Source organism: Bacillus sp. Au-Bac7, from assembly GCF_021341655.1.
Taxonomy (GTDB): domain Bacteria; phylum Bacillota; class Bacilli; order Bacillales; family Cytobacillaceae; genus Niallia.
This window is the reverse complement of record NZ_JAJTTG010000010.1, coordinates 79,679-101,640: the sequence shown is the minus strand read 5'-3', so window position 1 is coordinate 101,640 and position 21,962 is coordinate 79,679. Positions and strand designations below refer to the sequence as shown.

The 21,962-nt window shown below is 33.2% G+C and carries 21 protein-coding genes; 14 read left to right on the top strand and 7 right to left on the bottom strand.

Annotated elements, in window-relative coordinates; all coding sequences use genetic code 11:
• Nucleotides 1-276: 276 nt before the first annotated feature.
• Nucleotides 277-492 carry a tyrosine-type recombinase/integrase gene (locus tag LXM54_RS28590; RefSeq protein ID WP_442780521.1) on the bottom strand — a complete coding sequence of 72 codons (216 nt, stop codon included), beginning with the start codon at nt 490-492 and terminating at the stop codon, nt 277-279.
• A gap of 648 nt (nt 493-1,140) precedes the next feature.
• Nucleotides 1,141-1,284: a hypothetical protein gene (locus LXM54_RS21435; protein WP_233317274.1), complete on the bottom strand. Its 144-nt coding sequence runs from the start codon at nt 1,282-1,284 to the stop codon at nt 1,141-1,143.
• A gap of 393 nt (nt 1,285-1,677) precedes the next feature.
• Here LXM54_RS21435 and LXM54_RS21430 point away from each other — a divergent pair, with 393 nt between their 5' ends.
• On the top strand, nt 1,678-2,151 hold the full coding sequence (locus LXM54_RS21430; RefSeq protein WP_233317273.1) for a hypothetical protein: 474 nt from the start codon (nt 1,678-1,680) through the stop codon (nt 2,149-2,151).
• Between the two features lie 382 nt (nt 2,152-2,533).
• Here LXM54_RS21430 and LXM54_RS21425 read toward each other — a convergent pair whose 3' ends face one another.
• From LXM54_RS21425 to LXM54_RS21415, 3 genes are all read right to left on the bottom strand, one after another.
• Nucleotides 2,534-2,974, bottom strand: a complete 441-nt coding sequence (locus LXM54_RS21425; RefSeq protein ID WP_233317272.1) for a hypothetical protein — start codon at nt 2,972-2,974, stop codon at nt 2,534-2,536.
• A 415-nt stretch (nt 2,975-3,389) separates the two neighbouring features.
• On the bottom strand, nt 3,390-4,028 hold the full coding sequence (locus LXM54_RS21420) for a glycosyltransferase (protein WP_233317271.1): 639 nt from the start codon (nt 4,026-4,028) through the stop codon (nt 3,390-3,392).
• A 302-nt stretch (nt 4,029-4,330) separates the two neighbouring features.
• Entirely contained in the window at nt 4,331-5,185 is an 855-nt protein-coding gene (locus LXM54_RS21415) for a LysR family transcriptional regulator (protein WP_233317270.1), read from the bottom strand.
• A gap of 135 nt (nt 5,186-5,320) precedes the next feature.
• Between LXM54_RS21415 and LXM54_RS21410 the strand changes: the two genes are divergently transcribed.
• Both LXM54_RS21410 and LXM54_RS21405 read left to right on the top strand, forming a co-directional pair.
• Nucleotides 5,321-6,415: an NADH:flavin oxidoreductase gene (locus tag LXM54_RS21410; RefSeq protein WP_233317269.1), complete on the top strand. Its 1,095-nt coding sequence runs from the start codon at nt 5,321-5,323 to the stop codon at nt 6,413-6,415.
• Nucleotides 6,416-6,550: 135 nt separating this feature from the next.
• Nucleotides 6,551-7,198: a DsbA family oxidoreductase gene (locus LXM54_RS21405; RefSeq protein WP_233317268.1), complete on the top strand. Its 648-nt coding sequence runs from the start codon at nt 6,551-6,553 to the stop codon at nt 7,196-7,198.
• Between the two features lie 193 nt (nt 7,199-7,391).
• Here the strand turns inward: LXM54_RS21405 and LXM54_RS21400 are convergent, their stop codons facing one another.
• Nucleotides 7,392-8,204, bottom strand: a complete 813-nt coding sequence (locus LXM54_RS21400) for an AraC family transcriptional regulator (RefSeq protein WP_233317267.1) — start codon at nt 8,202-8,204, stop codon at nt 7,392-7,394.
• A 507-nt stretch (nt 8,205-8,711) separates the two neighbouring features.
• Between LXM54_RS21400 and LXM54_RS21395 the strand changes: the two genes are divergently transcribed.
• From LXM54_RS21395 to LXM54_RS21370, 6 genes are all read left to right on the top strand, one after another.
• The gene (locus LXM54_RS21395) at nt 8,712-10,262 is read left to right on the top strand and encodes an extracellular solute-binding protein (RefSeq protein WP_233317266.1); all 1,551 of its coding nucleotides are present in this window, start codon (nt 8,712-8,714) and stop codon (nt 10,260-10,262) included.
• A gap of 74 nt (nt 10,263-10,336) precedes the next feature.
• Entirely contained in the window at nt 10,337-11,491 is a 1,155-nt protein-coding gene (locus LXM54_RS21390) for a glycoside hydrolase family 88 protein (RefSeq protein ID WP_233317265.1), read from the top strand.
• Nucleotides 11,492-11,645: 154 nt separating this feature from the next.
• Nucleotides 11,646-12,614: an ABC transporter permease gene (locus tag LXM54_RS21385; RefSeq protein WP_233317264.1), complete on the top strand. Its 969-nt coding sequence runs from the start codon at nt 11,646-11,648 to the stop codon at nt 12,612-12,614.
• Nucleotides 12,615-12,633: 19 nt separating this feature from the next.
• Entirely contained in the window at nt 12,634-13,536 is a 903-nt protein-coding gene (locus tag LXM54_RS21380; RefSeq protein WP_233317263.1) for a carbohydrate ABC transporter permease, read from the top strand.
• Nucleotides 13,537-13,546: 10 nt separating this feature from the next.
• Nucleotides 13,547-14,170, top strand: a complete 624-nt coding sequence (locus tag LXM54_RS21375; protein ID WP_233317262.1) for a YesL family protein — start codon at nt 13,547-13,549, stop codon at nt 14,168-14,170.
• A gap of 505 nt (nt 14,171-14,675) precedes the next feature.
• Nucleotides 14,676-15,173, top strand: a complete 498-nt coding sequence (locus LXM54_RS21370) for an HPP family protein (RefSeq protein WP_233317295.1) — start codon at nt 14,676-14,678, stop codon at nt 15,171-15,173.
• Between the two features lie 777 nt (nt 15,174-15,950).
• On the opposite strand, the gene LXM54_RS21365 is transcribed toward LXM54_RS21370, so the two are convergent.
• Complete coding sequence (locus LXM54_RS21365; RefSeq protein WP_233317294.1) at nt 15,951-16,766, bottom strand: Cof-type HAD-IIB family hydrolase; 816 nt, start codon at nt 16,764-16,766, stop codon at nt 15,951-15,953.
• A 192-nt stretch (nt 16,767-16,958) separates the two neighbouring features.
• Here LXM54_RS21365 and LXM54_RS21360 point away from each other — a divergent pair, with 192 nt between their 5' ends.
• The 5 genes from LXM54_RS21360 to LXM54_RS21335 all read left to right on the top strand — a co-directional run bounded on the left by LXM54_RS21360 (nt 16,959) and on the right by LXM54_RS21335 (nt 21,623).
• Nucleotides 16,959-17,858: an AraC family transcriptional regulator gene (locus LXM54_RS21360; protein WP_233317261.1), complete on the top strand. Its 900-nt coding sequence runs from the start codon at nt 16,959-16,961 to the stop codon at nt 17,856-17,858.
• A gap of 444 nt (nt 17,859-18,302) precedes the next feature.
• Nucleotides 18,303-19,685 carry an MATE family efflux transporter gene (locus LXM54_RS21355; protein WP_233317260.1) on the top strand — a complete coding sequence of 461 codons (1,383 nt, stop codon included), beginning with the start codon at nt 18,303-18,305 and terminating at the stop codon, nt 19,683-19,685.
• Nucleotides 19,686-19,716: 31 nt separating this feature from the next.
• Nucleotides 19,717-20,337, top strand: coding sequence for a sugar O-acetyltransferase (locus LXM54_RS28075; RefSeq protein WP_282581451.1), 621 nt, complete (start codon nt 19,717-19,719; stop codon nt 20,335-20,337).
• A gap of 115 nt (nt 20,338-20,452) precedes the next feature.
• Entirely contained in the window at nt 20,453-21,169 is a 717-nt protein-coding gene (locus tag LXM54_RS21340) for a GntR family transcriptional regulator (protein ID WP_233317259.1), read from the top strand.
• A gap of 172 nt (nt 21,170-21,341) precedes the next feature.
• Entirely contained in the window at nt 21,342-21,623 is a 282-nt protein-coding gene (locus LXM54_RS21335; RefSeq protein ID WP_233317258.1) for an HPr family phosphocarrier protein, read from the top strand.
• The last annotated feature ends 339 nt before the right edge of the window (nt 21,624-21,962 follow it).

Sequence of the window (21,962 nt, the reverse complement as noted above, 5' to 3'; positions counted from 1 at the left end):
ATCAAGAAATTTGATAAATACAAATATTGGTAATTAAGGGTTCTAAGAAAAGGTACTTCTACATATTTTGCTTTAGTAACAGATTGTAACCTCATGACCTTGTTTATGTTTTCCTAAATATTTATATGTTTCGAGAAAAAATGGTGAATTAAATGGAGTCTGAGAAACGTATTATAGTGAATTTAATGAGTCGTTCATCATGCTAACAAATTTAATTTCGTCTGAGCGAACGTAATTCTTAGTGAAATGCCCGTAAAACCTAATAGCTTCAAGGGTCTATGCGTGATTCGAATCGCTAAAAAATCTTGAGACATTCTTATTTCTCATGGCTTTTTTCTTCTGTTCATTGCTAACATGGGTAAATATCTGCGTAGTGTTAAAATTTGTATGTCCCATAAGCTGTTGTATAGTTACTAAGTCGGTTCCATCCCTTACCATGCCTGTTCCAAAGGTGTGACGTAATTTATGAGCTGTTAATTTCTTTTGCTCCAAGTATTGTTATTACTCAAAAGGCATTCTCTATTACTTTCTGCATTCTCCTTCTGGAAATTGTCACACCTCTTTTGGAAAGAAAGAACGCATTGGTATGATTAGATTTTGGTATAGGCAGGTAAATACGTTCATAATCCAAATACAATAACAGTTCATATAAAGGAACAGGAAGGAGACCTGCATAATAAAAAACCATCAAAAAATAATGGTTTTATTTAATCCTATAAATGAGAGATTTCTGTTTAACTAAGAATATAGAACGTGTTTCAGGATTCACTATTTCAAGTAAGCCATTTTCATGATTAAAAAAGCAGAAGTGTATCTTACTATCGTAAATAACCTTTTGACCGAACTTGATAATTCTAGTCACTGAATCATCCTTTGAGATTATTTCAAGATAACATAGAATTCATATACAGATTAAAAATGGTTGTGTTTTGTCTGTAAGGGAGTATACGTTAGTTGATACTTAAACATTACCATAGTAAAGTGTATGAGTATAGAGAGTAAAGGCAGGGAAATTATTCCTTATTTTCAGAGTTTCAATAGATATATGTTTATATCTTTATTAAGACAGCGTTTCGATAAAGAATGAAGAGGTTTATTTAGATTTTAGAATAAAATTCATAAATCAACTATGATAATTACCTAACGATTAAATAATTGGTTGATTTTTTTGTTAGTGTTAATAGTAATAGAGATAAGAGCTGCACTGAAAATGCTAGCAAGTATAGCAGAGCCAATACCCATCCAAATAATCGTTATAAGTTTTCCTTTATAGTTAGGCAGCATAATTAACCTCCAATAAGTAGCTTTTTTTTATATTCTCTCTAAGTCAAATTTTTATACCTTTCTGTAAGTTAATCACACACTAATAACATGTTAACGACAGGAATATCATGACCTGTAAAAGCAGCAAGATACTTTATTGATTTGCTAATCCAGGAAGGATTAGCACTATCATAGCAGCATTCTTGTAATAAACAAAAAGAACTTTTCTTGTCTAACGATTGTGTCAGGTTTGTTAAGCACATTTTTTTCACAATATCATTATTATTTATGCTTAGTAATCGTTGTAAAAAACTTGAAAAAAGTTTGCATCCAATCAATGATGTCTTCATTTAATAATTCTTCTTATTTTAGGGGAAATTAACTCGGATATTAGTTTGCATTGGAGGTTACTCAGTGAAAATAAAAATAAAAAAATATTCAAAAACAATGGCAATGTTAATTTTAATTATTCCTTGGTTAACAGTACCTTTATTAGGAAAAGAATCTATAAAGCGTTTTTTGCCCGCTGGAATATTTATATCTTTCATTGTTCACATGTTCAATTTTGTAGCCAAAAAGCGTAAATGGTGGTTTTGGTACCAAATACTATCTCCGAAGATAACTTGGGTATTCCCTTTTACATGGGGACCGTTTTTAGTCGGATCTTTATGGATACTAAAGTATACGTATGGGAAAATTTTTAGTTATTTAGTGTTAAATTTAATTGTAGATGGAGCATTCACGTATATATTTGTTTCTTTCTTTAAAAAAATAAAAATTTTTGCGTTGTCAAAATTTAAGAAATTTCAATTACTATGTATATTTATGATTGATACCTTGTTATTGTATTTATTTCAATTTGTTCTCGAGAAGCAAAAAGGGAAATGATCATTAAGTGAGCGTTAATTTAGAAATAATTAATGCTCTTTTTTCTGGCAATTTATTCTAATTGAATTTTCTTCTTAAAAATGAATGTTTAGAAGTAAGTGTGAAGTTCACTTATATAGACAAGAGAAGAAGTATTAACAAAGTATTTATGAATCTACAAGTCTGCGTTAAATTCTTATTAATGTTTAATAATATTCATGGTTTACTCTGGCATTAATGGTAGTTTAATTTAAATGAACCATGACATAAAAATATCTTATACTGGAATATTGTCTATCCTTATTAACATTTTCCTTTTTAGTGTATTCAGTTCGAAGTAATAAACGACTGAGGGGAATATAAAACCTATTGTTCCAGTTGTTTAAATTAAAGGATTTTTAATCTAATTTGTTAATATTAAAGGAATATAATCTGATAATACTTCCATTACTTCATCACGAGTAATATAAACATGATGCTCTAAATTTGGATGTGTCGTGCTATTGAAAAGGGGATTTTGATTGTCAAACCAATTAATGTATTCTGAGTTTTCCATTTTAAAAAAATATGCTTTTCCTTTTTCTTTTAAATTTGATTCATCAACCTCTAAATTATATAAACCAAACCTTCCTATCTCTGTTGTATATCTAAAGGACCAAACATAATATTCCATAGGTCCGTTTAATTGGTTATATACAATTTCCGTTATATTGTCGTCATAATCTTCCAGGATTATTTTAAAATAGTCATCATGTTTAATAATACCCCTAAAAAGAATATGAACAGGATGATTTGAGTTTAGGTTTGTTTGTGGTTGCCAAATTTTTAGACTCTCAACGTGCATATGCTTCTCCCCTTATTATTCATATGTAATCTTACCCCACGATTTCCCCTTACTAACTTGATATCTTGGTACCGGTTTTTCGGTTTCTCTGTACTCATGTACTTAATAAGTAAATGTTTTCCCTTCACTATTCATATAATTTTGGGGGCAATTGTGTTGTACGTTCTGCATTTTTCTTTGGGCTTGCTATTATAATTAATTATTATTCAATTGGTATTGTCTTTATTTAAAAAGTTGAAAGGAAAAAAATTTCTTCTAACAACATTAATGGGAAACATTAAATTATTGATTGGATAATTAGACCTTAACAAAAATTTCCCTTTTTCTGTCTATCTATATTTACCAATAGCGAGGGAGTGGCTATCAATAATATGACAGGCACCTCTAATAGAAATAGAGGTGCCTGTTCCATTTATTATTTGAATTTATCAGGAAACTGTTTTACAACTCCAGTTGAAATAGCATCTGCCATTATGATTATATGAGTTACACCCTCATCAATTGAGATGATTCTAGCATTCCAGTCTTTTTCCAGGCTTGCAGTTAAATCATTTGTGACTAATTGGAGATGCATAGCTAATAATTTCTTTAGCTCTTCCTTTTTGAGGAAAGGGTTGGCTTCACTGAGAAAAGCAGCTATATCATCTGCATTTCTAGCCCATTCTTTGTTTAGCTGAGTCACTGTAGTTTTATTTCCGCTTTTAGCTGCATCTATAATTTTTCCTGCTATAACAATATGCTCCTTAAGCAGCTCTGTCAGTTTGTTCCCTGCTTTCTCGCCGTAAACAGGCTTTATTGCATTTCCAATATCCTCTTGATTTTTTAGAAGTCTCGTCAGAACCTGTTTTTGATCCTCTGCACCTGCTGTAGTTGCGCTTGTAATATAGTTGCTTGTCCACAAAACATGATCTAACCAAAGCTTTCGGAAATTATTTTCAAAATCTACCTGTGATTGGCTAATGTGTTTTTCTTGCGGTTTAGCGTAAGTATTTGTTCCCGTCACCATGATTAAGGAAAAAAGCAAAATCCAGCTCATTAAAAATATCTTTTTCATCAAAAATTGCTCCTTATTAGTTAGTAATTGCTTATATTATTTTCAATAGTTTTGGATTTTTTATACATAATAAACGGATTTAATGATGCTGTTTAGAAGGATATTTTTTAAGCTACAATTGGTTCTTAGAAAAAATTTGTTCGGACAAGAGAGGAAGTATAAATAATGAATATATAAAGCTGCATTCTGCGTCTTATTAACGTTTAAAATGCTTAGTAAAAAAACTTCTAATCCTTGATAGAAGTTTTTTATTGCCAACGCCATTTTTCTACGTAAAACTGCGTTATTTAAAAGAGAAATTGTTACTCCCAAGTTATTGCGTGCTTCTGCACAAGACTTATCATACAGCTTATAGATGGTGACAACCATTTATCTTTGTGATAAGCCAAATAAGTGGATAGTGAATTTTGTTCTTTTGTAACTTCTTCTCCTGTGAAGATCCCGCCTTTAAGTTCTTCTTTTACAGAAAAGTATGGAACAAGTGATACGCCTAACCCAGCTTTTACACAGTGTTTGATTGCTTCTATACTTTGGAATTCTAGACTATCTTTAATATCTAATTGATTTAATGAAATATATTCGTCAAATACAGATTTATAACTGCATCTTAAATCGGAATATAGCGCTGTATTTAAAGCATCTTTTTTATTTTTAGGCTGGATGAAGACCATTCTTTCTTTTACTAATTCTCCTATATGCAACTCTTCTTGTTTCCAATTTTCCTTTTCTAATATTAAAGCTAAATCTATATCACCACTCTGGAGGCTCTTAGTAACATCATAATTTTCTAATGACTTAACGTGAAGGCTCACTTTCGGATATTTCTGCTTGAATTCAAGCAGAATCTGAGGAATTCGGCAAATGGTTAATGATTCCGATATTCCAATGGTTAATTCACCTTGAGGTTCCTTTTCAATAGTAAGTGACTGATTGTAAAGCTCAATTATTTGATTTGCATACGGAAGAAATTGCTTACCGAAGTGAGTTAATATTATTTTTTTTCCGAGACGGTCAAAAAGTGGATTACCTAATACCTTTTCTAGTTCTTTAACATGGGTAGTAATAGAAGACTGTGCGTAACCCAAGTGTTCTGCTGCTTTATTAAATCCGTTCTTTTCAACGATGGTTTTAAATGTAATTAAATGGCGAAGCTCCAAACTAACATCTCCTAATAATAGTTCAATATTTTTGAACTATCTTATCAAATATATTCGTTTTACTAAACTGTACTCTTCATTTAAGCTAATAACAGTAAGGATGTCAATTACTTAATACAACAGGAGGAAAATGACTTGGATAAAAGTATTTTGTTTCAATCTTTGATAATGAATAAAACAGAATTAAAAAATAGAGTTGGACTAGCACCAATGACTCGAATTAGTGCGACAGTAGACGGATATGTTACGGATAAGATGGTCAAATATTACCGTTCTTTCGCAAAAGGTGGATTTGGGTTAATTATTACAGAAGGTACGTATATTGATGATAAAAGTAGCCAAACGTATCAATATCAACCAGGTATTGCATTGGATGGACAAGCACAAGCTTGGAAAAAGGTTGTGGATGCCGTTCATGAAGAAGGCGGTAAAATTTTTATGCAGTTACAGCATAGTGGACCACTCTCACAAGGAAGTCACTTTTCAAAGGACACAATTGCCCCATCAGCAGTAAAGCCTAAAGGCGAACAGCTTAAATTTTATTTCGGAGAAGGGGAGTTTAATGTTCCGAAAGAAATGACAAAAGAAGAAATGAATGATGTGAAAAAAAGCTTCGTAAATGCTGCTCAAAGAGCAAAGGCTGTTGGATTTGATGGGGTTGAAATCCATGGTGCCAATGGTTATCTCTTAGATGCATTTCTTACAGAATATACAAACCTGCGCACTGATGAATATGGTGGAAGTACTGAAAACCGAGTAAGATATTTAGTTGAAATTGCATCTGAAGTGACTAAAGCTGTTGGAAATGATTTCATAGTTGGAATGCGAATCTCTCAATCACAAGTAAACGATTATTTCTACAAATGGTCAGGAAAAGAAGAAGATGCAAAAATTATTTTTACTTCCTTAGGTCAATCAGGCTTAGACTATATTCACGTCACAGAGTTCGAAGCATGGCAGCCAGCATTTGATGGAGGAGAGGAATCTTTAGTTTCTTTAGCGAAAAAATATAGCCAACTGCCCATAATTGCGAATGGTCAATTAGAAAAAATAGAAAAAGCTGCTGAAATCTTAAATAGCGGTGATGCTGATATTGTAACATTAGGAAAAGGTGCTTTAGCTGATCACGATTGGGTTAAAAAAGTGAAAAATAACGAAGCTTTATCAGTATTTAAACCAAATGATGTGCTTTACCCAGCAGCTAATATTAAGGATTTCGAGATTGAATAGAGGCGATTAAAGAAAACGGGCAACAGCAGGATCAACAATTCCCCATTTTATCTGATGTAGCAGTTGTTTTTATGTAAGCCAAAAACATGGCTTTGCAAAAGTAGGAGATTATGAATCAAATCGGAGTGAAGCATTTTGACAGTCAAAATTAAAGTTTATTCAGATTATGTGTGCCCTTTCTGTTTCTTGGCAGAAGCACCATTAGAAGAAGCGATAAAAGGAAAAGATGTAGACATAGAATGGATGCCATTTGAGCTGCGTCCGTATCCAAACGAAACGTTAAGGCCAGAAGGAGATTATTTACAAAGAACTTGGAAGCAGTCTGTTTACCCAATGGCTGATAGGATGGGAATTAAGATTGTCTTACCAAATGTATCACCACAACCTTATACTCACTTGGCATTTGAAGGTTTTCAATATGCTAAGGAGAAGGGGAGGGGAAATGAGTATAACATTCGTTTACTGCGTGCGTTTTTCCAAGAAGAACAAGATATTGGTAACATGGATGTTCTTACAAAGCTAGCAGGTGAGGTTGGCCTCGATGTACAAGCATATCGAACGGCGCTGGAAAATAGAACGTTTCGTGAAGAACACCAAAAGGCATTACAACATGCTTATACTGAAGCTAACATATCTGCAGTTCCTACCTTTATTATAGGAGATACAGTCGCTGCAGGTATTCATTCGAAGGAAAATCTAGAGAGAATCATAAATGAAGAAAAAAGCAAGCAGAATTCTAGTGAAATACCGGAAGGACTGGCTTGTGGAATGGATGGATGCTAAAAATTAGTTAATTTAAGATTCGTTTACTTTGAGCGATACTTCTAGTATCGCTCTATTCATTTGTTTGAAGGGACGGCGACTTCGCCTAAATCAAAGCGACACATGGGAAAATCTGAAGCACAATTCCTAACAGGCGAGCTTTTAAGAAAACTTTCTTTATTGCTTATTCTAAAACATTACATATCCGTAAATTTTAATACTTACTTGTGCTTTCAAAAAACGGCATATTACGATAATCGGATGGATTTCTGCCGGTTTCTTTTTTAAATTGACGAAAGAAATGTACTTCGGAAGAGTAACCACACATTTCTGAAATGTCATTCAATGTCAATTCTGTATGAGCAATGAGATATTTAGCTTGATCAATTCTGAACCGAATTACGTCTTTGTGGAAAGAGATGCCAAAAAGTTTCCTGTACAAATGCTGGAAATAGGAGGTGCTTATTCCTAAAGTAGAGGCAACGTTCTCTGCCTTGTACGACTGCATGACATCAGACTGAATGCGTAATCGTAAATCTCTTAATTTTGAATGAAAAGGACTATAGTTATCATCACTGCCTATTTCAAGATAGTAGGACATTAGTTTATTAATAAGGACTTGAAGAAGTATTGAAACATTTTGCTTCTTAAATTCTTCTCTTGAATAGTTATACTCCCAAATAATTTCTTGAAAGATAATATTAATATGCCTGGAATCAGCTAGATATATAAGAGTATTAAGAGGAAAGTTCATCTTGTCTAAAAGCGTAGGATCATGTGATTCAAAGCGCAGCCAGTCATCAATATACACTCCATCTGGATTCTCGTAATAATAAGGAGTGTTAGGACTAATAATTATAGCTTCGTTAGGTCGACCTTTCATGGATACACCGTTAACATTATAGATTGCATTGGATTTCAGTGATAATAAAACATAACAAGGGATACCATGGGGTTTTGACATTCTAAACGTTAAAGGATGACGCATATTTATTCCGCCATTTATTATCGAAAAAAGTTCGTTCATTTAGAATGCTCCTTCCTATAATGCGAGCGATACTAGTGATGAAGTAAGTTTAGAAGTATTGCTTTTAAGGAAACTTTTAAATTTTTGTATAAAGCTAAGTCTAGTGTCATGTCTACGTTAATTACATTCTATTTTCAGGGTCTATGCTTCACTTATATTTTAATAGTTGATTTGGCGCGTTTTGAAACGCTCACAAATATTTGAATTTATTATATTATAATCAGAAAATTTTTCATAGGGTTCTTGTTCAATTGTTCTAAACATGGCAGAAAACAAAAAAGTTAAAAATGTTAGTATTTATAAATTACGTAATTGTTTTTGAACTCGGTTTTAAATAAACTACAAATACAGTTTGGTACTGATTTTCCATAAAATCTTTCGAAAGGATCGAAAGATTTTTAAAGAAACCAAATTGTAAGCGTAACCATAAGCGTGATTATGTTTAAGCAGTAGATTTTTATCAGTGCGATAAAAATTATTAATTAGTGAAAGGGGAGAGAGGTACGAATGAAAAAATTAAAAAAGTTATGTTTTTTCACATTCCTTATTGTGTCAGTAGTATTAGCTGGTTGTCAGAACAATAAATCGAATGCAGTGGAGGATGGGACATTAACTATTTGGAGTACGTGGATGACGCCTAGTCCAACAGTCAAAAGCTATGAGGAATCACCTTTTCATCAAAATTTAGAAAAGGAATCTGGTGTTAAATTAAAATGGCAGTTTCCAACGGAAGGTTCAGACTGGAGCCAGGCGTTTAATTTAATGCTCTCTGAAAAACAATTACCAGACCTGATTTATTATGGCTGGATGGGAGTGGCTGATAAATACATTAATGAAGGGGCCATACGAGATCTGACAAAAGATATTGAGGAAAAAGCACCAAACTATTGGAAGTTTTTAAAAGAACATCCTGAGTTTGATCGTGCAATGAAAACGGATGATGGAAAGTATTATATGTTTGGCTTCTTTAGAGAACAGCCGTATCAAGCTTCTTACATGGGGCCAATGATTCGCCAAGATTGGCTAGAGGAACAGAACTTATCAATGCCCGAAAATATTGCAGATTGGACCAAAACTATTGAAATTTTCCATGAGAAATATGGTGCTCAATTAACCTTTCAAACTGGTTGGCGTATGAGTCCAGGATTTGCAGGGGCCTTTGATGCTCATGGGTCATTTGACACTCGTTATTTCATTGATAAGAATGGCCAAGTACAGTTAGCACAAGCTCAGCCTGAATGGAGAAATTATATGGCTTGGTTTAACGATTTATATAAGAAAAACTTAATTGATCCTGATTTTGCAACAATTGATGATCAAGGCGTGAAAACAAAGGCATCTCAAGATAAAACTGGTGCAACTATCATGAATGCCGGAACTTTATTAGCAATGAATACGGATGCAACAACAAATGAAACGGGTGCCGAGTGGGTAGGCGCACCATATCCGAATCAAGCAGATGGCACAAAATCAGCATCAATCTTCACAGAAGATTTATATAATGCACAAGGCATCGCAATCTCAACATCATTACCAGAAGAAGAATTGGATGAAGCGTTAAAATTTTTAGACTGGGCTTACACAGAAGAAGGAATGCAATACTGGAATTTTGGTAAAGAAGGCGAAAGTTGGGAAATGGTAGATGGGCAACCTACCTTTACTGACTTAATAACAGAAAATAAGTTAGGTAAAGATGAAGCAATTGCTCTTTATACAGGTAACTGGTTATCCGGACAAGGTGTTCAACTTTCACGATTTATTGAACAACGTTTGGATGAACCATCATTTAATGCTTCAAATTCATGGTCAGATGGTCAAGAAGAGGCAATCGACTCTATTTTCCCTGCAGCTGTTTCTATGACATCTGAGGAACGTAAAGAAGCTTCTAATCTTGAAAATACGATAAATACTTATGTAAAGGAACATGCATTAAAATTTGTGACTGGAGAGGAAAGCCTAGACAAGTTTGATGACTTTGTAAAGGAATTAAATAATCAAGGCTTGGAACGACTGTTAGAAATTCGTCAAGCTGTCTATGAACGTTATTTAAAGCGCTAAATATCCATAAGCTGATACCTGTTTTTGAAGGTTATCAGCTTTAAAATCATTATTACTATTAGGAGTGAAGAAGCTTGGTTGGAAGGTATCAAACGGAATTTGAAACGTATTTAGATAAATGTGTAGACAAATTAAAGTGGGTAAGTGAAAGGAATCGCAATGGAATTCCTTATTATGTATTAGAGGATGGTAAATACAACAATATGGATAATGCATATACCAAGTCAACCACAGGCGATGTTAGTTGGTGGACGAATGGTTTTTTTGCAGGTATGCTGTGGCAGCTTTACAACTATACTCGAGAAGAAAAGTATCGTGAATGGGCAAGAATTCAAGAAGTCAAATTGGATCGATGTTTTGATATTTTTCAAGGTTTAAATCATGATGTAGGTTTTATGTGGCTGCATACATCGGTGGCAAACTATCAAATGACACAGGATCCAAAGGCAAAAGTGCGTGCTGTCCATGCGGCTAATATTCTTGCTGGACGGTTTAATCTTAAAGGAAATTTCATACGTGCGTGGGGTGGGATAGATAATCACTGTACAGGGTTGGCTATCATTGATTGTTTAATGAACTTATCGTTATTGTATTGGGCAACAGAAGAAACCGGTGATCCTAGATTCGAACAAATCGCACGTGCACATGCGGATATGGCACTTGACCAGTTTATACGTGAGGATGGTTCAGTCCATCATATTGTAAAATTCGATGCTGCAACAGGAGAAGTAATAGAAGCGGAGCGCGGTCAGGGATATGAGGTAGGAAGCAGCTGGACTCGTGGTCAAGCTTGGGGTATTTATGGTTTTGTGAATAGCTTCCTTCATACAAAGGATGAACGCTACCTTGATGCGTCAAAAGAAATTGCAGATTATTTTATAAAGCACTTACCTGATTCGCATCTAGCACCTATTGACTTTCAACAGCCTGCAGAAGATGACTTTGAAGATAATAGTGCAACTTGTATTGCCATTTGCGGATTGTTGGATTTGGGAAAAGCACTCAATAAAGAAAAAACAGATGGAAACAAATATATTGAGGTTGCAGAAGAAATGCTAAAAGCTCTTTGTGAAAATCGTTTGTGTTTAGATTCGACTAGCGAAGCATTGGTGGAACGTTGCGCAGTTGCCTACCATTTTGACAAACATATAACAACGTTAATTTATGCTGATTATTTTCTACTGGAGGCATTACTAAAGGTTAACAATCAAGAATTAAAAATGTGGTAAGGGAACGACCGAACCACTAATGTTGTTGAATTGGAAGGATGTTCAGGATGTTGTAAAGTGAGTGTCTTTGGTCTAAACGATTGAACAACTTGGGGTGTCGCTCTTAGTTGGTAAAAGAATCGAAAATGGATGATTGTTGAAAGGGGGAAAAAAGTTGTCGGACAATAACCTAGCAATAAACAATAACCTACCAACAGAGAATAATCCGAAAATTAGTTTTTATAGTAAGTTAAAGAAAGATTTTCAACTTAATAAGATAAAGTATTTAATGGTATTGCCTGTAATAATTTACTTTCTTATCTTTGCTTATAAACCAATGTATGGGTTACTGATGGTTTTCCAAGATTTTAGTCCTCGTTTAGGTATATCGGGGAGTACATGGGTTGGATTTGAGAATTTTCAGCGCTTTTTTGCTGATCCGAGTGCTTGGCGTATCGTTAAAAACACATTTAACATTAGCTTTTGGAGTTTAGTATTTGGCTTTCCAGCACCAATTATTTTAGCGCTACTGATTAACGAAATTAGAAATAAGTTTTTTAAACGTATCGTCCAAACTGTTTCCTACATGCCTTACTTTATATCCATCGTAGTTTTATGCAGTTTAATTAAGTTTTTTACACAATCCGATGGACTAATTCCCGAATTCTTTAGCTATTTTGGGATTGAAAAGACTAATTTATTAGCAGAACCTAGTGCTTTTGTTCCGATTTATGTAATTTCGGATATATGGCAAACAATCGGCTGGGATTCTATCATCTATCTAGCAGCCTTAGCTGGTATTGATCAAGAACAATATGAAGCTGCAAGAATAGATGGTGCCAGCAAATTACAACAGATTTTCCACATTACTCTCCCAGGATTGAAAACAACGATTATTATCTTGTTAATATTGCGAATGGGAACGTTGCTTAACATGGGGTTTGAAAAGATATTGCTTCTTTACTCTCCATCCACTTATTCAGTGGCAGATGTAATATCAACTTATGTTTACCGTATGGGTATATTAAATGCAGATTATAGTTATGCAGCAGCAATTGGACTACTCAATACATTAGTTAACGTTACATTGTTGTTAATAACGAACCGCTTAGCAAAGAAATTCGCAGGTTCTGGCCTATTCTAATAGAAAGGTGGTTGAAGATATGCTTAGAAAACGAAAAGTTAGATCACTGAGAGAAAGTAAAGGCGACCGAGTTTTCTCTTATATTAATACTATTATCATGATATTAGTAATCATCGCTTGTTTTTACCCTATATGGTATGTAATCGTCGCTTCATTCTCCAGTTCAGCGGCGATTAATGCGAATATTGGAAAATTAATTTTCCCAAAAGATTTTACTCTAGGGGCCTATTCTAAAGCGTTAAGCCACCCGTTAATTATCTCTGGTTTTCGAAATATCTTTTTGATGTTATTAATCTCCTTGCCTATTAATATGTTAATGACCATTCTGTGTGGGTATTTTATGGCTTCCAAGAATGTATTGTGGAAAAATGCGATCGTTTCCTTTTTTATGTTTACGATGTTCTTCCATGGTGGCTTAATTCCGAGCTTCTTGAACCAAAAAGAATTGGGCTTATATAACAATATTTGGGCATTAATTATCCCAGGTGCACTGAGTTTGTTTAATGCCATAATTTGCAAATCTGCCATTGAAGGAATTCCTGATAGCTTGGTAGAATCAGCGAAAATAGATGGTGCTGGGGATTTTACCATTCTAGGAAAGATTCTAGTTCCAGTAATTAAACCGACTTTGGCAGTTTTGTTGCTGTATTATGGTGTTGGGTTATGGAATAACTGGTTTAATGCGTCCATTTATATTACAGATAATGATTTATTACCAATCCAAAACATTTTAAGGGCTGTTTTATTAGCAAATAATGCATCGCTAAATCAAGGGGCTGCAAGTGCAGATGTTGTTAACCAATATGCTGAGACGATTAAGTATGCAGCTATTTGTATCTCAACTATTCCAATTCTATGTATCTATCCATTCCTGCAAAAATACTTCGTAAAGGGTGTTATGATTGGGTCCGTAAAAGGTTAGGAGGTACTTAATGCTGAAGCATTTTATAGATTCAAATAGTAAAATTTATAAGTTTTCATCCTATCTAATGGATTTGTTTACATTAAATCTGCTGTTTTTAATTACCTGTTTACCAATAGTTACAATTGGTGCCAGCACATTAGCTCTCTCAAGAGTTACTATGAAAATGGCAGAAGGGAAATTGTCTTTTCCAACAAAAACTTATTTGCAGGAGTGGAAAGACAACTTTCTTCGTGGAACTACAATTGAGCTGATTTTGATCATTTATGGAGTTTTGTTAGTTGTTGCGATAAGGCTGTTACCAATTCTCCCAATTATATCCTTTGTTATTGTAGGTGTTGGTATTCTCTTAGCGTTAATTACCTTTGTAGTATTTTGCATCTTTATTTTTCCGTACAGTGCACGTTATGAGAATTCATTGCTAGGTAGCTTTCGTGTCGTATTACAGGTTTCTTCATTAAATCCTAAAATAACAGCTGGTTTGCTAATCCTTATAATTGCTGTAGCAGCAATAATGTCATTAGATCCTTTTTGGTTAATCTTTGTTTCTTTCTTCTTTTTTATGATTGGTTTTTCAACAGTCAGCCTTGGTATTTCTCATATTTCTTTAAAGCTTTTTACTCCTTATGAGTAGAAAAAAATCTGAAACTATATAAGATAATTCCAGTATGTTCATTGATTAATGCTAATCAGATTAATTTGTTATACCTGGATTGGTTAACCTACAAAAGCATTGGATGAAAACAGCAAGATAAGATGAGAGTGCAGTTCCTTTATTACTGTTTTTAATGATGTGATTAACATATCAAGTATATGTTTATACGAAAACAAAAAGGCATCGGTTCTTGTGAGCTTAGAGATGTCTTTTTGTTTTTTTTTGATTACATAACTTGTTAGTATATATGTTTTGTATAGTGTTTCGTTAAAACTATCGAGGGAAAATGAAGGGTTCTTTGCAACTTTTAAATGTTCTATTGTTATAAACATGACATGCAAATTAAGAAGTAATGGGATTCACTAAAGATAAGAAGTAGTGTAATATATTTAGGATAGTTTTTTAACAAGGAGGCAGACATCTTTTGATTACAGAAGGAAATCTTGCAAAAAAGGAACATAATGATGAAAATACTTCCTATTTAATGAAAATGAAAGGGGGAGGAGAAAAGAGCCCTCTGAAAGTAAATATAAATGATATTATAACAGGATTTATGGGTGGATCTATAACCATTTTTATTCTCGGTTTATTAACACGTTTTACCTATACTCCTTTGCTAATAGCTTCATTTGGTGCAAGTTGTGTATTAGCATTCGGACTCTGGAATTCACCATTATCACAGCCTAGAAATATTATAGGGGGCCATTTCATTTCCACTTTAATAGGATTAATTATTTATCATTTATTTGGTAATGAACCATGGTCATTGGCTTTGGGAGTTGGGTTAGCTATCGGTTTAATGATGTTAACGAAAACAACCCATCCTCCCGCTGGAGCAGATCCAATAATAATAATACTCGGCTCTTATTCATGGGAATATCTATTTACACCAGTATTAACAGGATCTATTGTAATTGTACTTTTAGCATTAGTTATTAATAATGTAAGAAGCAACAGGAAATATCCAGTTTTTTGGATATGAATTATTGGTTAAAAAATAAAGAATACGTTAATGTAAGGGCGACCGTCGAATCCACTGGTATAAATGGGGTTAGACGGTTTTTCTTTGTGAATTAATCAATCTAAAGAGGATTAATGCTTATATGGAGAGTTAACGCTAACTTATTGCATGAAAGTCTGTGTTTAAGAGAAAAATGTTTGTTTAGGAGGGAGATAAGTTTAATTACTTTATTTGGTAATAATGTTATGATAAGTATAAAAAGGCAATGGAAAGAGTGAGATTAATGAATCATGTCACTACCAGAAGACCATTATACTTTTGGCTATCCATCACCTTATTACTTTGTGGAATAGTTTCATGGATGCCATATTTAGCTTTTAAAATTCAGGAACCTTATGGATTGCTTACTTTAATCATTAACCCTGTTGGAATGATCCTAGGAATACTCTCAGCAAAAAAATGGGTTGCTTTAAGTAATTTAATTATGATATTTAGTATTTTTCCCGTAGCAATATTTGTATATCTGTCTAAAGGGTATATTCCTATGTGAGGGTTCTGTTTTTATTCAAAGCTTAATTAAACTATATCATCTCCAATATTCCAAATGATGGTGAAAAGGCTATTCTTAAAGCATATACAGTAGTAGGCTAGTTAAAAGCAGTTTTAGAAATTACTTATATGATTTTTACAAGCCCAAATGAATGAAGGCAACTTTTAAAATCTGTGTCCAGTAGAATCCGAAACACAGATCATAAAAGTTGCCTAAATATAAATTGTAGTTATGTTACTTATCTAGTTTTATTTAAAATATTTATTTAATGTATAAGCAATTCCGTCTTCTTCATTTGAACGCGTAACTTCATCAGCTACAGCTTTTAAATCGTCTACGGCATTAGCCATCGCAACTCCGATACCAGCATATTCGACCATAGTAGCGTCATTATGTCCATCTCCGAAAGCAATCATCTCTTCTTTTTTGTATCCTCTAGGAATTAGCACTGTATCTAATGCTTTTGCTTTATCAATTCCTTGAGCAGTAAATTCAAAGTAAAAGGGAGCTGTAAATACACAATTTAACGTATCTTTGAAAGGCTCCATCATCTCTTTGTAATGTTTCTGAAGATAATCATCAGATCCTGCAGTTAGGATTTTATTTAGTGGATAATCAGCAAATGCCGCCAAATCATCTACTTCACATAGTTTATATTTACCACCACGGGATTCGTATTTCATTATGTTAATATCATTACCATTATACTTTATTTCATTATTGAAGACATCAGTTACATACATATAGTTATCTTTATCAATCATAGGAATTACTTCAAATTTTTTCATATGCTCAAGCACGGCTTGACCTTGTTCAACAGTCATTGTTTCATTAAATAATACTTCATTGGTTTCACAATCCACGACTTTAGAACCGTTAAAAGAAACTAAAAGTCCATGATGCTTTTCCATTTCTAATTCTTTCGCAAAATCCATTAATCCAGATGTTGGTCTACCAGAAGCAAGAACTAAGATTGCTCCAGCTTTTTGTGCCTTTAGTAAAACCTCTTTTGTTTCTGCAGATATCGCTTTTTCATTATTCGTTAATGTACCATCCACATCCATAATAATTACTTTAATATCATTCACAATTGAATCCTCCCTTGAATTTACCGTATAAGTATTATTTATAATATCTTATATTTATTATCTCTTTATCAGTTCTCTTTCAATAGCAATATTATATTATTTATACTTGCGTTTTCCATCAAAATTGGGTTTAATATTATCAAAATCGTATTTTCTTTGGAGGCAATCATGAATTCAGTATTGGAAATATTTTCGGATTCATCTGAACGAGTAAACTATAATATACCTGATTTCCCTTTATATGTGCGAAAAGGAAGATTACTTTACTTTGATAAATATGTTGCACCAAGTCATTGGCATTCCGATTTAGAATTTATTTTAGTACTTGAAGGCTCTATGGAATATTTTGTGAATGGTCATACGGTTAGTATTGAAAAGGGAAATGGTATTTTTGTAAATAGTAAGCGTATGCATTATGGTTATTCTAACAATATGAATGATTGCCACTTTATTGTTGTAGTTATTCATCCTATATTGCTTGGTGAGCACACTCAAGTAGGAAAAGTCTACCTCGAGGAAAAATTCGGATTATCTACTGAAGACTATATATTATTGAATGAACAAGTTCAATGGCAACAAGAAGCACTGACGAAATTAAATGAAATATATGAAGAAATGCATGAAAACGCAAATCCACTTCGTTTAAATGCACAAGTTATGTCTCTTTGTGCAAATATAGGAGACCATATACAAAAAGTCCCTAGGAACCATGTTGATGACAATTCCTGGGGGACAGTCTGGAAAATGACAAATTTTATTCATGAACATTATGAAGAAAAAATAACACTGGATGACATTGCGTTTGCTGGCAATGTTTGTAGAAGTATATGCTGTAATTTATTTAGTAAATATATTGAACAAACTCCCAATAATTATCTAATAGGCTATCGAATTCAAAAAAGTTGCGAAATGCTAAAAGAAACAAATAGATCTATCAGTGAAATTGCAATTGCGTGTGGTTTTCAAAGTGGAAGTTATTTTTCCTATACTTTCCGTAAGAAAATGGGCTATGGGCCACAGGATTATCGAAAGCAAATTACAATAGCCAATCCTAGTTCTACTTACTAAAATTATAATTTAAAATGTTCTAATGTATTTTGTCACATCTAATTCAGAAGTAAGAATGAGGCTGAGTTATAAGTATGTAAATCTGCATAAAAACCGAACTATTTTATCGTTTTTGATAATTAGTTCGGTTTTTTGTGTTTTCGGTGTTAATACAATAATTAAAAATCTTAGTAGAATGGATGGGAGCGTTATGAAATGAACTAATTTTAAAGCCATATCCCAAATTTAGCTGAAATTACATTATTCGTGTTTAGATAGGTTATATATTGTTTTGTCTCAAACACTATTTTTATAGATTTTATGTACAAGACCTAAGTAGAAATATAAGGGACGATTCTTATGAAATACACGATTTCGAAAGAATGATATTTGATTTTGATGGAAGTGATCTATGTAAACATATACAATTTATTTATATTTAAAATAAGAAAGACGGGGTGTGAAGTGTCAAAACAAGAAAAGAAATCAAATAGTGAATTTAATCGTACCCTTAATCGTTCCTTGTTTTCGTTAGTATTACCAATAGCATTTCAAAATTTAATTTCAGCAGCTGCCATTGCGGTAGATGTTATAATGCTTGGTGTCATTAATCAATCTGTAATGTCTGCCGTATCACTTGCGGGACAAGTAACTTTTGTATTGTCGCTATTTTATATGGGTATTTCAACTGGAGCAGGTATACTCACGGCTCAATATTGGGGAAGGAATGACGTAAATGTAATTCAACGGGTATTTAGCATTACTAGTATTTTTTCACTGAGTATATCGATAATATTTTTTGTGTTTTCGTTTTGCTTTCCCGAAGTGCTAATGCGATTACTTACAAATGATACGGAGTTAATTTACTATGGAAAGATCTTTTTGCGTACTGTGTCGTTTTCGTATATCGCAATGGGACTATCTCAGGTTTATTTTAGCGTGATAAAAAGTATGGAGAACGCACGATTCAGTGCATGGATTAGTTCCATTTGTCTTTTTCTTAATATCGGCTTAAATGCACTTTGTGTTTATGTATTCTTTCCGGGTATGCCGGAAAAGGCCATTACAGGGGTAGCTGCGGCAACTGTATGTGCTAAGTTCGTAGAGCTTGGATGTTGTATCATTCATTCAATCAGATACAGCCAAGTTAAATTTCACCTACCATTAAAAGATAAGATTAATCGTCAGTTACGTAAAGACTTTCTAAAATATACAATTCCTATACAAGCTAATTATTTTGTATGGGGCGGTGGCTTAACAGTTGCTACATCCATAATCGGACATGTAAGTGCTGATATGGTTGCGGCAAACTCTATCGCAACCGTAGTTAGAAACTTAGCAGTTGTGTTTTGTGCAGGTATCTCTAGCGGAGGTGCTGTGCTTATTGGAAAATATTTAGGAAGCAATGACACAGTGATGGCAATAAAAGCATCCAAAAGAATCAATTTATATGCATTGCTTTTAGGTATTGTAGCAGGCGGGACTATATTGGTGATAAAGCCATTGGTGTTCCTTATAGTAGACCTAAACGTTAATGCCCAATCATACTTAGATGGAATGTTATATGTATGCGCTTACTATTGTATTGGAAAGTCCATTAATTCAACAATCATTGGGGGTTTTTTTCCAGCTGGAGGAGATGCGAAATTTGGGCTTTGGTGTGATATTGTTGTAATGTGGATTATAGTATTGCCATTAGGCTATTTGAGTGCATTTGTGTGGAATTTACACCCTATATTACTGTATGCAGTACTCAATTTAGATGAAATTCTCAAGCTGCCGTTGGCTGTATATCGTTATAGTCAATATAGATGGGTTAAAAATATTACAAGAGATGTGGCATCATAATGAATAATAGAATGAAAAGGAGAAATGACATATGACAATGAGAGAAAGAATCCATTCAGGAAAGTTATTTACTGATTATTGTGAAGGATTACCAGAAGATAGGATGCAAGCTAAAAGAAGAATGATGGAATTTAATGCAACAAGACCAGATGCATTAGCAGACCGAGTTCAAATAATGGCAGAAATATTCGGTAAGGAAACTAAAGCATGGATTGAACCACCATTTTATTTTTGCTATGGCACAAATATTGAAATTGGAGAAGGTACTTACATTAATTTTAATTGTAATTTTGTTGATGACACGAAAATTATCATTGGAAAAAAAGTGTTGTTTGGTCCGGCCGTAACAATTGCTACTGTTGGCCATCCAATCAATCCTAATTACAGAGAGTATATGTATGCTGAACCAGTAAAAATCGAAGATAACTGTTGGATTGGAGCAGGAAGTATCATATGTCCAGGGGTAACCATTGGTGAAAACAGTGTTATAGGGGCTGGAAGCGTAGTGACAAAAGATATTCCAGCTAACTCAGTTGCTGTTGGTAATCCTTGCAAAGTAATGCGAACAATAAATGAACATGATATGGAATACTACTATAAGGACAGAAAAATAACACAACAAGACTTAGATGAGGAAGCAAGCTTAAGGTAGTGTAAGATAAGCTAGGTAAAACGAGTGAGCAGTGAGTGGCGAAAAAAATTTTCCCACTCACATAAAAAAAATCTGCATTATATAATATTACATCGTTGTAAAAGCGAGGATCATAATGTTGAAATATCAGTATATTGCTTTGGAAATGGAAAGGTATATTACAGAAAATGCATTACAACAAGGAGACAAGTTACCTATAATTGAAACGTTAATAAGTCACTATAAGGTTAGCAAAAGTACTATTATAAAAGCACTTAAACTGTTGGAGGACAAAGGAATTGTTTTTTTGGTGAGAGGAAGTGGGATTTTTGTAAGAGGCCAAAGCAGACAAGGTTATTTTAATCTATTGCCATCCCAGAAATTTCAACAAGTTGATCATAATAGTTCTCCTGCTTTGCAAAAAGTAGTCGGCATGGAAATAGTAAGTGCATTACCAGAGGTTGCAGATGCTCTTGATATAGACAAATACTCAAAAGTATATTCCGTAAAGTTAGTTCATTATATGGAAAAGCAAGTGTTATGCACGGAACAAGTGTTTTATAATAAGGATATTATTTCTTATCTGGACAAAGAAATAGTTTCTAATTCAATTAATAATTATTTGAAAGACGTCTTAGGATTAAAAATAGGATTTCCTGATATTTATATAAATTTGGATAAACTGAACTCTGAAGAAGCAAGTTTTTTTGGATTGAAATTAGGGGATCCAATGCTGTGTAAAGAAATCATTTACCATCTTACAAGTGGGCAGCCATTCTGTTACTCAAAAGCAATATATCATTATAAACAAGCTAAATTCGTTATTAAAGGAAATAGTTTTAATTCCATATGATTTATGTTAAGTCAAAAATACATAAAATAATTGATTTTTAAAATGAATAATTTCACTTTTTTAATTCGTTTAATAAGTTGCTAATGATGAAAGTCCCACTTGATAAGGGATAATAGATATTTGATTAGTTGAAAGGAATACTCAAAATTAATTTGTGTTTGAGGTGCAGATTATGTTGAGAAGTCAGGTTATTGTTAATCTTCCAAGAGGACTACAGGCAAGAAACACATGTTATTTTGTTGCAATTGCTTCTTTGTTTGATTGTAAAATACATATTATTTATAAGGGAGTTACTAGTGGGATTGATTTAATGGATATTATGAATTTAAATGTTTTGGAGAAAGACGAAATAATTTTAGTTGCCAATGGAAAAGATGAACAGAAAGCTATTTCCACTTTGGAGAAATTTTTTAACGAAGGAAAGTTGGATAATAACTCCTTAATCATACCATAGCTGCACTTGGAAATGATAATAAATCATTAAGAATCCCTGTTCAGAGAAATGAATGAACTCTGTATAAACTCAACCGTCAATAAGCGATGATGAGTTTAGATTGAATTTAATATTAGTTGAATAATTTTCTTATCGTACATTTTATAGCCAAAATGTACGATTTTTTTATTTTATTGGAATGTTATTATTTTCTATATTTTAGGGGAAATTATCTCAGATTCGATGATTTGGAATGATGAATAATGTAGCCTATTCATTACTACAAAATTCTGCTCTTAGGACTATAAGGCATTAGATCTAGAAAATCATAGTTATATAGGAGAAGAACGTTGAAATTAC

Excerpts from the sequence above, each read along its gene's own strand:
- LXM54_RS21435 (WP_233317274.1), bottom strand. The coding sequence starts at position 1,284 with ATGCTGCCTAACTATAAAGGAAAACTTATAACGATTATTTGGATGGGT.
- LXM54_RS21425 (WP_233317272.1), bottom strand. The coding sequence starts at position 2,974 with ATGCACGTTGAGAGTCTAAAAATTTGGCAACCACAAACAAACCTAAAC.
- LXM54_RS21420 (WP_233317271.1), bottom strand. The coding sequence starts at position 4,028 with ATGAAAAAGATATTTTTAATGAGCTGGATTTTGCTTTTTTCCTTAATC.
- LXM54_RS21400 (WP_233317267.1), bottom strand. The coding sequence starts at position 8,204 with ATGAACGAACTTTTTTCGATAATAAATGGCGGAATAAATATGCGTCAT.
- LXM54_RS21395 (WP_233317266.1), top strand. The coding sequence starts at position 8,712 with ATGAAAAAATTAAAAAAGTTATGTTTTTTCACATTCCTTATTGTGTCA.
- LXM54_RS21380 (WP_233317263.1), top strand. The coding sequence starts at position 12,634 with ATGCTTAGAAAACGAAAAGTTAGATCACTGAGAGAAAGTAAAGGCGAC.
- LXM54_RS21375 (WP_233317262.1), top strand. The coding sequence starts at position 13,547 with ATGCTGAAGCATTTTATAGATTCAAATAGTAAAATTTATAAGTTTTCA.
- LXM54_RS21370 (WP_233317295.1), top strand. The coding sequence starts at position 14,676 with ATGAAAATGAAAGGGGGAGGAGAAAAGAGCCCTCTGAAAGTAAATATA.
- LXM54_RS21365 (WP_233317294.1), bottom strand. The coding sequence starts at position 16,766 with ATGGATGTGGATGGTACATTAACGAATAATGAAAAAGCGATATCTGCA.
- LXM54_RS21360 (WP_233317261.1), top strand. The coding sequence starts at position 16,959 with ATGAATTCAGTATTGGAAATATTTTCGGATTCATCTGAACGAGTAAAC.
- LXM54_RS28075 (WP_282581451.1), top strand. The coding sequence starts at position 19,717 with ATGACAATGAGAGAAAGAATCCATTCAGGAAAGTTATTTACTGATTAT.
- LXM54_RS21340 (WP_233317259.1), top strand. The coding sequence starts at position 20,453 with ATGTTGAAATATCAGTATATTGCTTTGGAAATGGAAAGGTATATTACA.
- LXM54_RS21335 (WP_233317258.1), top strand. The coding sequence starts at position 21,342 with ATGTTGAGAAGTCAGGTTATTGTTAATCTTCCAAGAGGACTACAGGCA.